At 47.6% G+C, this 16,661-nt stretch carries 12 protein-coding genes; 7 read left to right on the forward strand and 5 right to left on the reverse strand.

Translation table 11 applies throughout. The features are described from left to right. The first annotated feature begins 89 nt into the window (after window positions 1–89). From ACFS25_RS19315 to ACFS25_RS19330, 4 genes are all read left to right on the forward strand, one after another. Window positions 90–569, forward strand: coding sequence for a hypothetical protein (locus ACFS25_RS19315; RefSeq protein ID WP_381504271.1), 480 nt, complete (start codon window positions 90–92; stop codon window positions 567–569). Window positions 570–738: 169 nt separating this feature from the next. Beyond that, window positions 739–1,674, forward strand: coding sequence for a homoserine kinase (locus ACFS25_RS19320; RefSeq protein WP_381504273.1), 936 nt, complete (start codon window positions 739–741; stop codon window positions 1,672–1,674). Window positions 1,675–1,976: 302 nt separating this feature from the next. Beyond that, window positions 1,977–4,385: a glycoside hydrolase family 20 protein gene (locus tag ACFS25_RS19325; RefSeq protein ID WP_381504275.1), complete on the forward strand. Its 2,409-nt coding sequence runs from the start codon at window positions 1,977–1,979 to the stop codon at window positions 4,383–4,385. A 203-nt stretch (window positions 4,386–4,588) separates the two neighbouring features. Beyond that, window positions 4,589–6,076, forward strand: a complete 1,488-nt coding sequence (locus ACFS25_RS19330; RefSeq protein WP_381504277.1) for an APC family permease — start codon at window positions 4,589–4,591, stop codon at window positions 6,074–6,076. Window positions 6,077–6,251: 175 nt separating this feature from the next. On the opposite strand, the gene ACFS25_RS19335 is transcribed toward ACFS25_RS19330, so the two are convergent. Then, window positions 6,252–6,989, reverse strand: coding sequence for an SDR family oxidoreductase (locus ACFS25_RS19335; protein WP_381504279.1), 738 nt, complete (start codon window positions 6,987–6,989; stop codon window positions 6,252–6,254). Between the two features lie 75 nt (window positions 6,990–7,064). Beyond that, window positions 7,065–7,952 (reverse strand): helix-turn-helix domain-containing protein, encoded by an 888-nt coding sequence (locus tag ACFS25_RS19340; RefSeq protein ID WP_381504280.1) that lies wholly within the window; start codon window positions 7,950–7,952, stop codon window positions 7,065–7,067. A gap of 105 nt (window positions 7,953–8,057) precedes the next feature. Between ACFS25_RS19340 and ACFS25_RS19345 the strand changes: the two genes are divergently transcribed. Then, window positions 8,058–8,684, forward strand: coding sequence for a TMEM175 family protein (locus tag ACFS25_RS19345; RefSeq protein ID WP_381504282.1), 627 nt, complete (start codon window positions 8,058–8,060; stop codon window positions 8,682–8,684). A 14-nt stretch (window positions 8,685–8,698) separates the two neighbouring features. Continuing rightward, a complete protein-coding gene (locus ACFS25_RS19350; RefSeq protein ID WP_381504284.1) occupies window positions 8,699–10,033 on the forward strand; it encodes a peptidoglycan DD-metalloendopeptidase family protein in 1,335 nt (444 codons plus the stop codon). Between the two features lie 103 nt (window positions 10,034–10,136). On the opposite strand, the gene ACFS25_RS19355 is transcribed toward ACFS25_RS19350, so the two are convergent. Next, window positions 10,137–10,592 carry a ferritin-like domain-containing protein gene (locus tag ACFS25_RS19355; RefSeq protein ID WP_381504285.1) on the reverse strand — a complete coding sequence of 152 codons (456 nt, stop codon included), beginning with the start codon at window positions 10,590–10,592 and terminating at the stop codon, window positions 10,137–10,139. Window positions 10,593–10,863: 271 nt separating this feature from the next. Continuing rightward, complete coding sequence (locus ACFS25_RS19360; protein WP_381504287.1) at window positions 10,864–12,294, reverse strand: hypothetical protein; 1,431 nt, start codon at window positions 12,292–12,294, stop codon at window positions 10,864–10,866. A 304-nt stretch (window positions 12,295–12,598) separates the two neighbouring features. On the opposite strand from ACFS25_RS19360, the gene carB reads away from it, so the two are divergent. After that, window positions 12,599–15,475, forward strand: a complete 2,877-nt coding sequence (gene carB / locus ACFS25_RS19365; RefSeq protein ID WP_381504288.1) for a carbamoyl-phosphate synthase large subunit — start codon at window positions 12,599–12,601, stop codon at window positions 15,473–15,475. Between the two features lie 169 nt (window positions 15,476–15,644). On the opposite strand, the gene ACFS25_RS19370 is transcribed toward carB, so the two are convergent. Continuing rightward, the gene (locus tag ACFS25_RS19370; RefSeq protein ID WP_381504290.1) at window positions 15,645–16,607 is read right to left on the reverse strand and encodes a phytanoyl-CoA dioxygenase family protein; all 963 of its coding nucleotides are present in this window, start codon (window positions 16,605–16,607) and stop codon (window positions 15,645–15,647) included. Window positions 16,608–16,661 lie beyond the last annotated feature (54 nt).

The raw sequence follows: 16,661 nt of genomic DNA on the forward strand, positions 1-16,661 counted from the left end.
CTGCTTCTTTTACCCTTCTTCCCTTTCTTTTTGCTATTCCTGCTGTTTCTGTTCAATTTTCGCATTAGTTAAATCCCACAAGTAATCATATGGAAAACAACGCAAAACCCAAACCAGTGGAAGACGTGCAGGCTGCGAAAGCAACAACCGCCGAAAAATTAGACGCATTCAAAACCGAAGCTGGTCAACACCTGGACGCTGCCGCTACCCAACTCGACGAAATGAAAGACAAGTTGGTTGCACAAGCACAGGAATTCGGAAAAGACATTGATATTGACGGATTGAAGGCGAAAGCAACGGAGCATTTTGACGCTGCGAAAGCATCTACAGCCGAAAATTTTGCCAACTTGCAAGCCCAGGCCGAAACGGTATTTGCCGCAGCCTCGGCCAAAGCGGACCAATTATCGGATGTGGCCGAAGATAAATTTGATGAAATGAAAGCGGAAGCCACGGTACAATTTGCAGCCGCACAGGTCAAATTAGATGAATTAAAAGCCGAAGCAACCGTTCAACTAGACATAGCGAAAGAAAAGGCGAAAGGCATCTGGCATCAATTATTTGGCGAGTAATAAATAGATCAGTATAAAAAGCAGTCCATTGGCCAATGGACTGCTTTTTTATGTATGATTCTGTTGCTCAAGCAGGCAGGAGCCCACTAGCATCCCAGCCTGGGACAATGTGCCGTTGATTTACAACCCAAATCACTACCTTTGCGTATTGTTGCCCCCTTCTTCTATCGTGGATTCTATTCGAGTATTTGCCCCCGCCACCGTTGCCAATGTAGCCTGTGGGTTCGATATTTTTGGCTTTGCTGTTGATAATCCCGGCGATCAGATTACCCTGACTACCAGTGATGAACCAGGCGTTCGCATCGTTGACATCATCGGCGACGGAGGCCGGCTGCCCCGCGAGGCTGCCCGAAATACGGCTGGCATTGCCATTCAAACCTATCTTCAGCATATTGATCGTACCGACATTGGCCTTGATATAGTGCTGCATAAGCAAATGCCCCTCGGTAGTGGTTTAGGCTCCAGCGCGGCTAGTGCGGTAGCTGGTGTTTTTGCCATTAATGAGTTGCTTGGACGGCCACTGCCTATCCTGAAATTGCTGCCCTTTGCTATGGAAGGCGAACGCGTTGCGTGTGGATCGGCCCACGCCGATAATGTAGGGCCTTCGCTGCTTGGTGGATTTGTAGTCGTTCGAAGTTACAACCCATTGGACGTTATTAAGATTGAAACACCGGCCACGTTGTTCTGCACGCTGGTTCACCCCGACATAGAGGTTAATACAAAAGATGCCCGCTTCATTCTAAAAAATGAAGTCTCGCTAAAGAATACCATTATACAAATGGGCAACGTCGCAGGGCTGATTGCTGGCCTGATGACCCCCGACTACAGCCTTATTAGCCGCTCGCTCGTAGATGTAATTATTGAGCCTGTGCGGGCTATCCTGATACCAGAATTTAACGAAGCCAAAAAGGCCGCAATAGATAACGGTGCATTAGGATGCAGCATTTCTGGCTCCGGACCCTCTATGTTTGCCCTGAGTCGCGATGCACAAACGGCTGAAAAAATTGGCGTAGCCATGCAACAGGCATTTTCGGCGGTCGGTATTACCAGCGAAGCCTACGTTTCTGAAATCAATCGGCAGGGACCGAGGGTATTACCCAATTAATCCAACAGTCGCAGCCCGACGATTTCGACTGGATCGTGTTCAACCACGTTCAGCAGCTACCCGTTTTCTTACAACTATTCGTCTTCTCAGTCGAAAACACTTTGTATGGACCGCCTTCAGGTTCAGCTGAAGGCGAAATACTCCCACAATACTTGGCGGAAACGTTTCCCCGACCAACAGGTTCTATTGCGCTGATAGCTTGTAAGTAAAGTTTTTTTGAGAATTTCAACAAAGCGCACATCCCGTTTCCGTATCGTTATCCGTTATCTAAGAGGTTATTACTTGCCTCTACGCTTCATCATATGCTTTCCCGCCTTTTATTAATTTTAGCGCTTATAGCTCAACTAACCGCTGCTTTTTCTCAGGCTACTGACCGATATACCATCATTCCGCGACCGGCTCAACTCGAGCCACGCGCTGGCGATTTCGTTGTCAGTCAGTCAACGACGATTACAGTGCCGTTTGCGCAGACCGATCTCAAAGCAATTGTCGATACATTTGCCTATCATATTAACCGTAGCGGTGGTCTGAACCTATCGGTGCGGAATGTCAATAAATCAGCACTGATTAGCCGGGACGCCGGACCAAACTCAATCCAGTTTCTCTCCTCCCGCGATACAACCTTGGGTGCAGAAGGCTACCGTATCGACGTAACAGATAAACTTGTAACGGTCGAAGCAGTGAGTTCGAAGGGGTTTTTCTATGCTGTACAGACCCTCTATCAATTACTGCCGCGTGCCGTTCTGAACTCCACCCATCCAATACCAAATACGAATCTTAACAGTTGGACAGTTCCCGCCTGTCGGATTCAGGACCGGCCCCGTTACACATATCGCGGTATGAATCTTGACGTTAGCCGACATTTCTTTTCGGTTGCTTATATCAAGAAATACCTTGATTTGATGGCTCTGCATAAATTCAACAATTTCCACTGGCATTTAACCGATGATCAGGGCTGGCGCATCGAAATCAAGAAATATCCTAAACTAACACAGGTTGGTTCGCAACGGCGTGAAACCATTGTTGGGCACTATGATGATTATGACCCTCAGGTATTCGACGGAAAACCCTATGGTGGCTTTTACACGCAGGATGAAATTCGTGAAGTGGTTCGCTATGCCGCTACAAAATACATTAATGTAGTGCCCGAAATTGAGATGCCCGGCCACGCGCTGGCAGCTTTAGCGGCTTATCCTGAGTTGGGTTGCACAGCAGTAGGGTTGGATTCACGACCGTATCAGGTGGCAACAAAGTGGGGCGTGTTCGACGATGTTTTTTGCCCGACAGAAGCAACATTTACCTTTCTACAAAATGTACTGACGGAGGTAATAAGCCTGTTTCCGGGCAAATACATCCATATTGGTGGAGACGAGTGCCCGAAAACCGCATGGCGAAAAAGCGAGTTCTGTCAGCAACTGATCAAACGAGAGGGCTTAAAAAATGAGCATGGGTTACAGAGTTATTTCATTAATCGGATTGATAAATTTGTGACTTCGAAAGGTCGCCGAATTATTGGTTGGGATGAAATTCTGGAGGGCAACGGCCCGTCGATTCGACTTTCGCCCAATGCCACCGTGATGAGTTGGCGCGGGACAAAAGGAGGTCTCGAAGCGGCTCGCCAACGCCACGACGTAATTATGACACCCGGTCAGTTCTGCTATCTCGATCATTATCAGGGCAATCCGGCGCAGGAACCGATGGCATTCGGGGGATTGTTGCCGCTGCCATTGGTGTACTCGTATAACCCCACGCCCCCTGACTTATTACCCGCCGAAGCGTCGCATATTCTGGGCGTGCAGGGTAATTTATGGACGGAGTACATTGACACGCCCGATCAAGCCGACTATATGATTTGGCCCCGTGCTGCTGCCCTAGCCGAAGTAGCCTGGACTCCCTTAATACAGAAAAATTACGATGATTTTGCCCGTCGTCTACCCACTCATTTTTCCCGGCTGGCTGCTCTAAACGTCAACTTTTCCCGAACTTTTTACGATGCCGTGCCGTCTGCCAAACCTACCACTGATGGGAAACTAGACATAACGTTATCGATGGGTAAACAGCCAACCGACGGTTCAGCTTCAGAAATTCGCTACACGTTGGATAGCAGTATTCCATCGGGCGAGTCGCCACGCTACGAAAAACCGTTCGTACTTGACAAGTCAGTAACTGTCAGAATTGCAACGTTTGACAATGGCAAGCCGCTGAGCCAGCTAGCAAAAGTGCAGAAGGAGTACATTGTCTCAAAAGCAACCGGCAAATCATACACCCTGCTGAGCGCTCCCACCAGCGGGCGCCCTGATAAAAAATATAGCCTGACCGATGGCACAAGCAGCGGCATGGGTGGGTATGAAGTAGATGGTGTTGTCTCGTTTGTTGGCGACATTGATGCTGTACTTGACCTCGGCCAGCCGCAGCTTGTGAAGAGCGTTCGTGTGGGTTTTTTGAAATATACGGCTAAGAATATGTGTCTTCCCAAGCAGGTCGAAATTTCAGTTTCCGACGATGGAAAGACATTTAATTCTGTACTCATTGCCAAGACCAACGCTGCCGAAAACGGCAAACGAGCCATTGTCAGACTACCGTTCGATTTCGCTGCCACCACTGCCCGCTATATACGAATCATCGCTCGAAACATTGGGCAGGTTCCGGCGGGTCTGCGTAATCCCGGCAAGCAGGCACAACTGGCGATAGACGAATTTGAGGTAAACTAAGTGCATCTATCTTGACACTTGCCAGCACGAACTATAGGGTTCAAAAGCCTGCTACTACCACAGTATTATTCATCTGTTTTTTGTGATTATCACCAATATAATTACAAATTTGGCCAGAGAAGTAAGGTTAATAGACTGTTCTTGCCGGAAATGGTTGCTTTTCCGACAAAACGCTTGCTTCTTGTCATTATATCTTCTTTTTCATGGCAGAAAACCTACCGAACTCTCTTTCCCCGGCCGATTTAGCAACGGAACCGACAGAATTTAAACGTTCTTTGAGTCTGCTCGACTCCACGCTTATCGTTTCCGGGTCGATGATCGGCTCCGGCGTTTTCATCGTTACCGCCGACATGGCCCGTAATCTTGGTTCTTCGGGTTGGCTATTGATGTTGTGGGTGTTAACAGGTGTATTGACGGTGGCGGCTGCCCTTAGTTACGGCGAGTTGGCGGGCATGATGCCCAAAGCCGGTGGTCAGTACATCTATATTCAACGCGCCTTTGGCCATTTGACAGGCTTCGTATACGGCTGGACGGTTTTTATGGTTATCCAAACCGGCACAATAGCTGCGGTAGCTGTTGCCTTTACCAAATACACAGCCGTCTTTATTCCTGCACTTGGCCCCGATAATGTACTACTTGCCCTCGGTCCGATTAAAGTAACGCTGGGGTCATTATTCGCTATTTCGAGCCTGGTACTGCTAACCTGGCTTAACAGCCGGGGCGTTCAGAGTGGTAAACTTATTCAGAATGTGTTTACCTCAGCCAAATTAATTGCTTTGCTTGGGTTGATTGTCATCGGTATTACAATTGGGCTAAGCACCGGTTTACTGTCGGCCAACCTTACAAACGCCTGGGATGCCAGCACAACTTCGGCTACGGGTGAGGTACTGCCACTGGCGGGTTTCGCCCTGTTATTGGCCTTCGGTACATCGATGATTGGGTCGCTGTTTTCGGCTGATGCCTGGAATAACGTCACATTTATTGCGGGAGAGATTAAAAATCCACGACGAAATATCCCGTTGGCTCTGTTCTTCGGAACGCTTATTGTCACAACGATTTACTTTCTGGCGAACGTCTCTTATCTGTCGCTGTTACCGCTCAAAGGTTTACCGACCGCCACGGATATTGTGGGGCGGGGGATACAGTTTGCCGACGCGGATCGGGTGGCCACAGCCGCCGTTGAGACTGTTTTCGGTAATATAGCTGTTGCCATTATGGCCGTTCTGATTATGGTGTCAACGTTTGGTTGTAATAATGGACTTATTCTGGCGGGTGCGCGTTTGTACTATGCAATGGCCAAAGACGGTCTTTTCATCAAGCAGGCTTCGCACCTGAACAAGAACGCGGTGCCGGGCCGGGCATTGTGGCTACAGTGCATCTGGGCATCGTTACTGTGCCTGTCGGGTAAATACGGCGATCTACTCGATTACTGTACATTTGCCTCACTATTATTCTATATTGTCACTATTGGTGGTCTGTTTCGGCTTCGGCGCACCGAACCCAATGCGGAGCGGCCCTACCGGGCCTTCGGCTATCCGATCGTTCCGGCCTTGTATATCATTGCTGGCGTAACGATCTGCGCGATTTTACTCTATACAAAAACCTTCAACACGGGCATGGGATTACTCATTGCAGGTCTGGGCATCCCGGTGTATTTCCTGACAAAACGGAGTCAGCGGGCCGAAGTATAAACGGACTTGTATCCAGTTAGTTAGTGCAAATAAATTTACCCTAACTAACTGGATACAATAGCCTATATGATTTGGAAACGGTTCCAAAAGCTTACACAACTACGTGCATTTTACCCCCGATTAAAATCGGGAACTGATACAAAGTAACCTGCCATCTTGTAAAGAGCCAACGCATTTACCAGGGGCTAATTCCTGTTTCAGGCGCGTTGTCATCACTAAAAAATTGACCTGTCAGGCCGTCAGGACCCAACGTAGCCGCTTTTACCACCCTGGCAGCGGCATCCTCTACGGTTCCAGGTCCCGAATGATGATTAAAATCGGTGGCCGTATATCCCGGGTCAACGGCATTTACCTTAAATGGCGTATCGCGCAGGTTATGAGCCAGCACAATAGTATAGGCATTGAGGGCAGCTTTTGACGGGACATAAACGGCAGCCTTAACAGTGTAATACCTCCATGAAGGATCGTTATGTAGGGTGAGCGACCCCAGGCCCGAGGTAACGTTTACAATCCTTGGTTCCGGTGATTGCTTCAGCAGATCTATGAACGCCTGTGTTACTTCTATTACACCAAAAAAGTTGGTTTCAAAAACCTGCTTAAATACACTGATATCCGTTTCCAGTGGCGTCTGGTCCATAGTACCGAGTATACCCGCATTGTTAATCAATACATCCAGCACATTAATTTTTTGCCCAAGCACCTCACGAGCTGCCTTTATTGATTCAATGTCATCTACGTCAATTACTATGGGCTCGACGTTGCTAAAACCCTCTGCCTGTAGCTCGCTAACCGCCTGCTGACCTTTTTTGAGATCACGACTGCCCAGGTATACAAAATATCCTTGCTGTAATAATTGCCTGGCTGTTTCAAAGCCAATGCTTTTGTTTGCTCCAGTTATCAGTACTGTTTTCACTGTTTTTATCTTTAGTTGTTGAACAGCACAAAACTACTACGTTCACGTTTCACGGCTGGAACACATCCAATGGTATTAATGGTACATTTTACGGACGTTGTTGCGGTACTCGGCAGGCGTTGCGCCGGTTTCTCGCTTAAAAAAGCGGTTAAAATAAGAAGCGTCTGAAAAGCCGAGGTCAAACGCTATTTCTTTTAAAGAATTATTGGTGTGAAAGAGCAGGCGCCGGGCTTCCAGTACCAGTCGCTCATGTATATGCTTAATGGCCGGTTTGCCGCTTTGTATTTTAACCACCTCACTCAAATGCCCGGCAGAAATGTTAAGCAGAGAAGCATAATCACCTACTTCCTTCAGTTTACGGTAGCCCTCATCAATCTTCTCCTGAAACTTCCTTAATAATAACTTGTCGACAGCAGTACCGTTATCTGTAAACTGTGCGGTATACAGCCGACTCAAATAAGTAAGCAATACCGCCAGGTAAGCGCCCAGCATGCGTTGTTGCCATTCACCGGGGCGCTGGTACTCAAAATTGATTTTTGCCAATATATCCTCCACAAAATGTATATCAGCTTCCGTAAGCAACAATTCATGGGCGTTCTGGGAGTTCTGAATGAGCGGCAGCCTGCTTAACGCAGCGTTTTCCTGAAGTGATAGAAATTCACCCGTAAACGCAATACCCGTACTCCATAATTGTTGTACCCCTTCCTTTACTATAATCTGGTTTAGTCCCGAAAAATAAACGGTATTATCCTTAAGCACGTAGGGCGTCATGTCTATCCATTGGCGGCTGCCACCCCGTCTCATAAAAATAAGCAGGTAATGATCCTTTCGGTGTGGTATAAGAAGATCGGACTGGCTGGGTAAACTTCCTTCAAAATTATATACCCTAAACTGTTTGTTACCAGTTTCGTCCGGCTCTAAAGAATAAATCGGTACTTGTTGATTGTCGTTAAGTATATGCATTGCTTAAAGCTATAACTTTTTAATGAGCTGTGTAGTGTCAGAAACACGGTTTACAACTATTCAGCATTCTAACGGTTTGTTTGACAGATACTCAACACCCGATGAATGGAAAAATTTCAGGAAAGTGAAACCCTCCGCATGGAAACGTTCAGCGATGGCGTTTTTGCAATTGATATTACACTGCTCACCTTTCAGCTTAAAGCGCCTAGTTTGAAAGACGCCACCTCTAGCCATACTCTGGCGCTGGCATTACTCCACCAATGGCCGAATTATATTGCTTACTTCATTAGTTTTACCACCATCTTCATTATCTGGCTGAATCACCACCGAATGTATAATGTCATCCGGTACAGCGATGTCCGGTTTATGTTTTATAACGGCGTGCTGTTGCTGCTGGTCAGCATTGTTCCCTTTACGACATCGTTACTGGCTGAATACATAAATACCCCTGCTCACCAGCTATCGTCGGTTATATATATGCTACTTTTTGCCTCTATATGCGGTACATTATTTCGGATGTGGACCTACGCCACCCACAACTATCGGTTACTTAAACGCCCGGCTGCTGGTGTACGTGTTCAAACAGTTCGCACCAGTTTAATTATTAGTACCGTTACTTATACCGCTGTGGCAGGATTGTCATTTCTGCTACCTTTTTTGAGCATCTTGATTGGTTTGATAATGGTTGTTTACCTATCTCAGCTGAAATATCACCGCGAAAAAGTCGTTTGAATAATAGGAATCTTATGGCCTTTATACACATATCGCGTTCTCTTTGGATTGGGTTGCTACTGGGTGGAGTCAGTGCGTGTACGGGTGTTGGCCCAACAGCGAATTTATTTCGGCCATCGTCTCCCCACGACCAGTATGGTCAATCACTCAAAGAGGCTAAACTTGACCGCACAGCTTTAGGTACCGACTGGATTTCGGCTGGAGAACGTGCTCTCCGCGACTCGCTGAAGATCACGATACCGTACCGGGAAAGTGGCTATTTTGCAGCCAATAAAGCCTTTGCCGTTGGCTATAGGCTCGATGCTCAACAGGGCGACCGCTTTCTGGTACGAGTGGAATCACAGGGACAGAAAGAAGCGCAGGTATTCATTGATGTATTTGCGCTGGAAGCCCGCAACCGAATTAGTCTGATTGCGGCCTCAAAAGCCGATACAAACGTGCTGGCCTGGGAGCCCCGACGAACACAAACGTACCTGATTCGTATTCAGCCCGAATTGCTGCGGAGTGGCCGTTATACGATTACAGTCACTCGCGAACCGGCCCTGAGTTTTCCAGTACAGGGACGTGATAGTCGCCAAATAAGTAGTTTTTTTGGTGCCGTCCGCGACGGTGGGCGTCGGCGACATGAAGGAGTGGATATTTTCGCTCCTAAAGGCACCCCTGCTCTGGCATCAGTAGATGGCATTATTACGGGCGTTAGCACAAACAGTTTAGGCGGCAATGTTGCCTTTCTAACTAGTAACGACCGTAACATTCGGCTTTATTATGCACACCTCGACCGATGGAATGTAAGTAATGGGCAACGGGTATCTGTTGGCGATACGGTCGGTTTTGTAGGTAATACTGGTAATGCCCGAACTACGGGTCCACATTTGCATTTTGGTATTTATGGCTTTACCGACGGAGCCACCGACCCACTGCCCTATATTCGTATGGGACGCGGTCCAGCGAGGCAATCGCTGCTCACGCTATCTCGGTTGGGCGATTCGGTACGCGTATCAGCCGCTCGATCCGTTGTACGGCTTGCACCTCATAGCGATGCCACTGTTCTTCGCGAATTACCTAAGTCGTCGGCCCTAACCATCATCGGCGGCACCGAAACATGGCTGCGTGTTGAATTGCCGGATGGACTAACCGGCTACATAGCTAGTGCTACGACCGAAGCTGAAAAGAAACCGCTTCGGCGTTTAACGTTGCCCACTACCAAGCCTTTGTTAGATGCGGCTAATGGACGAGCGGCAGCCATCAAAATACTGCCAACTGGCTCAACAGTAGATGTGCTGGCGACCGCCAGTTCGTTTCAGCTAGTGCGCAATTCGGATGGGCAAACCGGCTGGCTATCCCTGTAGAGGCTTCGTAGAAACTCCTTAAAGTAATCTAAATAGTTTTGCTACTTACCCAAAAAAGCCTGCCACGTGGCAGGCTTTTTTGGTCTACTTTAGTAGATAATATCTATGCTACTTTTTTCAGTCCTTTCACTTTTTCCCAAGCTTCCTGTAACTCAGAAAGCTGCTTTTGCAGGACTTCTCTGATGTAAGCTGGAATGTGATCTTTAGCAATAGCATCCTGGTACGACTCAACGGCTGCACTTTCGCCAAATTCAACCGAACTCAACACTGTATCCCGATCCTTACCCGTTAAAGCTGACTTAATGTCGATCCAGGCACGGTGAATTTTGCTCGATACGTCTGTTGATGTAGCGTCAGATACGGCAAGGCCATCAATACGCACAATATGGTCGGCCAATTGGCTACGAAAGTTCTGGCTTTGGATAACATAATGCCGGAACAAATCATCTAATTGGGGATCTTCTGTATCTTCAATAGCTTTTTCGTACCCCTGAATGCGGTCATTGTTGATTTTGACCAGATCGTTTAGATCGTCAACGATTTCTTTATTCGTGATCATAACAGTCTAATTTCTATAATTTAGTGAATTGACAGTACAACTACGTCCATGACCGATTGTTTATTGAAGATGTAGAGTTTTACAGAAACATAATTCACATATATCTTACTCAGGCACGAACTCTACAGTCGCATTCATTGGCAACGATAGTTTCGTGATAGGCCCTAGAACTACTGTCTGTCAACTGTAGTTGAGGTAGTTTGGCCGCTAATTCGTTTCATCGGCATAGACCTACGCCCTGAATCAGATACTTACCTCCTTTAGATGCCGGTCATAATTTGGTAGAGGTTACGCTGCGTATGCGTACAGTTGACCCTTTCTCGAAATTGTACTGGCTTGCCGGACTCGTTAGTGATATTTGAGAAATAACCCCATCCCACCCCGAAAGCTGACCTGTGTTGATTTCATAAGTCCGAAACTGGCCATCGCCAACAATAGGAAAATCAATGTATCGACCCGGCGTTTCCATAAAATCTATTTCCTCTGCCTTACGCCACGACAGTCGGGCAACTGTACCTTGTGTTTTAAAAGCCGCCTGAATATAAATTTTGGGCACATCAGCCGCATACCAAAAGGTTAACGGGGCGGCAATACGGAAGTCTCTGTTCCCTACATTATCCCGCGCCCATTGCACATTTAGTTCGGTCTGGACAGGCCAGCCCTGATCGTGCGTGTTGATGTAGAACCACTTTTGCCGGTCTTTCACAAATACATAATCAGGACCCGACGGAGGCCGGGGCTGGTTATACACAAACTGCCGAATGTCGGTCAGTGTCCCGACGATAAGAGTGTATTCGAATTCGTATTCGCCATTGTGATCGACAACTAAAAAATCCTCACTATTGATGTAACCAGCCGACACGTCAAACTCGCCACCCACATGAGGCTGACCAAATCCAGCCGTTCGGAACCGCACTTCTCTCGCTTTGAACAAGCCAACTCCCCGCCCCTTTTCATTCAGCAAGGCTGCCCAGTTTTCAGTGGCATACCGGTTGATTACGTTCCGATCGGTGAATTCAGATACCGCATCATTCGTGAATGGCTTCAAACCCGTGTAGGTAAACATGTGATCGTATGGACCATTCAAATAAACACAGGGCGTTTCCTGAGTTCGGGCATCATAATGTGCTGTGTCGGAGCGATTCACGACCACACGACAGCGCACATGCACGGTGTTATCTTTAATGTCAATCCAATGCTCAAACGTACACTCAGCCGGTTCGTCGAAAAGCGGCCAGATAAGTGGTACTGTCTTTACATATAACTGATTATCAGTCTGCTGATAGCTAACAATGCGGGCTGGATGAAGAAAATAATCGCCCGCCTGCACCGGATTCCACCCCAGGTATTTCCATTGTTCAACAGGTTGCTTACCGTTTTGGGTATAGGGATACGGACCTCCATAAATGGCCGTCTGAATTTGGCGGCCTAAGTCCGGATTATTAACCATATTTTCGCTGCTCCCCGATTCAGCCAGATAAGTAATTGCCCCGCCCATATTGAGATCGATACCTACCCGAATCTTGTCATTACCCAGAAATAGCCGTTTTTGGGCGGAAGGCTGCTGCTGCCCTGGTAATCCACCAGATGGCGGATTAACGACGGGGGGCGCATAAGGTGCATTAGATGGATAATCACGAACGCAGGTAACAGCCAGACAACTAACGAGAACGTACAGAAATAGTAAATAAGGACGTGTCATAAACGCAGAGTAGGAACAACCAGTTTAGTCAAAAATAAAGTGTTAACACCCTTTTTCCAAGAATGGCTACAAATTGAGAGGGTAAAGGCTCCATTTATATCTGCTTTGCAAGCAAAAGTGTAATTTTTTGATTAATACCCTGTTCCTTTCCTTCTTATACGCTACTTTTGCAGGATTTTTGGGTATCCGTTAACGGCCTATCAATCAGTATTCGGTTTATTCATTCATTCACAATCAATAGCTATTATTCAATCGGGGCCGCTCGGCGTGAATTCGCCCGCGCGGTTCATTGTCCCGCTGAAAAATGCCCAAAAATACCAACATTCGCTCCGTTCTTATTATTGGCTCAGGCCCCATTGTTATTGGCCAGGCATGTGAGTTCGATTACGCTGGCTCTCAAGCCGCTCGTTCTATCCGTGAAGAAGGCATCGAAGTATCGTTGATCAACTCCAATCCGGCCACGATCATGACCGACCCGATCAACGCCGACTATGTGTATCTGCTGCCGTTAGAGAAGAAATCCATTGTCGAAATCCTGAAAAAACATCAGGAAATGGGAAAACCCATCGATGCGGTTTTACCCACAATGGGTGGCCAAACGGCACTGAATCTAGCCATTGACTGCGACAAAGCGGGGATCTGGCAGAAATACGGTGTCGATATTATCGGCGTTGATATTAAAGCCATCGAGACAACCGAAGACCGCGAGAAATTCCGGTTGCTGATGCTTGAACTTGGTGCAGGAGTTTGTAAGGGCCGTACCGCCCGTTCGTTTCTGGAAGGGAAAGAAATAGCCCAGGAGATTGGCTTTCCACTCGTTCTTCGGCCGTCCTACACGCTTGGTGGAACAGGCGGAGGATTCGTATATCGGCCCGAAGATTTCGATAAAGCCCTCACGGCTGGCCTGCACGCGTCGCCCATTCATGAGGTGCTGGTTGAGCAAAGTGTGATGGGCTGGAAAGAATATGAGCTGGAATTGCTACGTGATAACAATGGCAATTTCATTATCATCTGCTCTATCGAAAACTTCGACCCGATGGGTATTCATACCGGCGACAGCATTACGGTTGCGCCAGCTATGACCCTGCCCGATACACTGTACCAGAAAATGCGCGACCTGGCCATCCGGGTGATGAGCGGCATCGGGCAGTTTGCGGGCGGGTGCAACATCCAGTTTTCGGTCAATCCACAAACCGACGACATTATTGTTATTGAAGTAAACCCACGGGTGAGCCGGTCGTCGGCGCTGGCATCTAAAGCAACGGGCTACCCGATTGCTAAAATTGCCGCTAAAATGGCTGTCGGGTATAACCTCGACGAGCTGATGAATCCCATTACGGGCACAACCTCGGCTTTTTTCGAACCGGCTATCGATTACGTAATTGTAAAAGTGCCGCGCTGGAACTTCGATAAGTTTCCGGGTGCCGATCGGTCCTTGGGATTGCAAATGAAATCAGTGGGTGAAGCGATGGGCATTGGACGGAATTTTCAGGAAGCCCTGCAAAAAGCCTGTCAATCGCTCGAAATACGGCGCAACGGTCTTGGTGCCGACGGTCACGAACTCACCGACCGTAACGCGCTGACAGAAAGCCTACAACACCCAAGCTGGAACCGGCTGTTCCATATTTATGATGCCTTTAAGGCCGGAATGTCGTTCCGAACGATTCAGCAACTCACCAAAATTGACCCCTGGTTTTTGCACCAGATTGAGGAGTTAATTGAGGTGGAGCGCGAAATCCAGCAGTATGACCTGGACGATATACCGCCTGAACTACTTCGTATTGCCAAGCAGAAAGGCTATGCCGACCGACAGCTGGCGCATCTATTGCAGGTAAAGGAAAGTAAAATATATGATTACCGCCAGCGGCACAACATTCGGCGCGTATTTAAGTGCGTGGATACCTGCGCTGCCGAATTCGAGGCAAAAACGCCGTACTATTATTCGACGTTCAATAATCAGGTTCCTATCACAACCGATCACGCAGAGCCCGTTTCCGACTTACCCGGTAACGAGTCGATACGAAGTGACCGACCAAAAGTAGTGATACTAGGTTCAGGACCGAACCGCATTGGGCAGGGCATCGAGTTCGATTACTCCTGTGTGCATGGTGTATTGGCCGCGAAAGAAGCGGGTTATGAGACAATCATGATTAACTGTAATCCTGAAACCGTCTCGACTGATCCTGATATTGCTGACAAACTCTATTTTGAGCCGGTTTTCTGGGAGCATGTTCACGCTATCATCATGCACGAGCAGCCCGTGGGCGTTATTGTGCAGTTGGGTGGGCAAACGGCGCTGAAAATGGCGGAGAAGCTGACCCGCTACGGTATCAAGATCATTGGTACCAGTTGGAAAGCCCTCGACTTAGCCGAAGACCGGGGCCATTTTTCGGAGTTGCTCAAAACACTGGATATTCCGTACCCGAAATTTGGAACGATACGGGAATCAGAAGGCGCGCTGGAACTCTCCCGCGAGTTAGGATTTCCCTTGTTGGTACGGCCAAGCTACGTGCTGGGTGGACAAAACATGAAAATCGTCATCAACGAGAACGAGCTGGAACAGCACGTGATGAAGATTTTGGAAGATATTCCTGATAATAACATCCTGCTCGACCACTTTCTCGAAAATGCCATTGAAGCCGAAGCCGACGCCATTTGCGACGGAGAAGATGTGTATATCATCGGCATCATGGAGCATATCGAACCGGCGGGTATTCACTCTGGCGACTCCTACGCTGTGCTGCCAACCTTCGATTTGAGCGACAACGTGATTCGGCAAATTGAGGAACACACCCGAAAGATTGCCATTGCCCTCCAAACAGTTGGTCTAATAAATATTCAGTTTGCCATCAAAAACGAGGTGGTCTATATTATCGAAGCCAACCCGCGCGCCAGCCGGACGGTGCCGTTCATCTGTAAAGCCTATCAAGAACCCTATGTTAACTACGCCACGAAGGTGATGCTGGGCTTTAAAAAGGTGAAAGATTTCGACTTCAAGCCCGTAAAAAAGGGTTACGCCATCAAGATTCCGGTGTTCTCGTTCAGTAAATTCCCGAACGTCAATAAGGAACTCGGCCCCGAAATGAAATCGACTGGTGAGGGCATCTACTTCATCGACGACCTGACAGATGATTTCTTCCAAAAGGTGTATTCAGAAAGGAATTTGTATTTAAGTAGATAAGCTATAGCAAAAGAGCCACTCGAATTGAGTGGCTCTTTTGCTATAGCTCCGTTTTAACGCTGTCGCCTGAAATCACTGGTAAAACCATCAGCCGCATTTTCGCTAATTGACAAGTTTTGGCTAATTGCATGTGCTATAGATTTGCTCTTACATATGTACCAAATATTCTTTAAAATGGTTTTTTGCCAATTATTTTCTTTAGAACCTCTTTCACGAGCACAGGCAGCGTAAAATTGTGACTCACAGCATAGCGGAAATTACCGGTGTTAATCGTTTCGATGGATTTTCCGTTCTCACTATGTTGTACCACTTTTCCTGTAGCAATATTAATTACATGTCTGAGGTTGAGATTTTTAGAGAACATATCTGAGAACCGGGGGGAGTAGTACATACAACCCTCAAAGTAATAATGCGTCACCTGCGACCAACGAGTTACGTTCCCGCCTTTGATGGGCATACCACCATGTGCTAAGTTAGACGACCAGATTAGTACATCGCCCTTTTGCATATGTATTTCCTGCCGTAAGTAGCCCTTGGCCTCCATGAATTCCTCCATAAAGTCTTCATAGTTGTGATATTCAGCATAGTTTTCTTCCGCTTCGATGCCAATATCAAAATAGTTAAATTCCTCCTGACGGTGCGAACGCGGATAATAAAATAAAGGTCCATTAGTAGCATTGGTCTCTTCTAGAGCCACCCATACACCACACATAAACCGGGCGGGAGTGCTGCTGAAATGGATCGTATCGGAGTGCGCCCGCTGCTGCGTACCAAACTTAAAGTTAAGTGTCTGGAATGGAACCGGTTCCCGGTCGTAGAGCATCCGCAACACATCGAAAATCTGCGGTTGGCTGGCTAGTTCGCGCACGGTCCCGTATTTTTTCCACAGGTCCTGATGCCGGGTTGGGTCTTCACCAACAGTAGCCGGATACTCTCCCTCTATTTCCCGCAACGTCCGATCGATCAGCTCATGGGCCACCTGCTGACGCAACACCAAAAAACCTTCGCGATTATAGTGAGTAACCATTTCGCGTTGTTCGGGAGTAAGGTCTTTTTTTAGTAGTAAATCATCAAAGAATGGAGACTCTACCCAAGGCAGGTTCATTCGTTGAGCGACGGAAACGTTCTTCATAGCTTTTAGGATTAGGTAGTGAATAAGCCTGGGTAAATGAAATGTGCTCCTAGC

The organism is Spirosoma flavum, assembly GCF_042686045.1.
Lineage (GTDB): Bacteria > Bacteroidota > Bacteroidia > Cytophagales > Spirosomataceae > Spirosoma > Spirosoma flavum.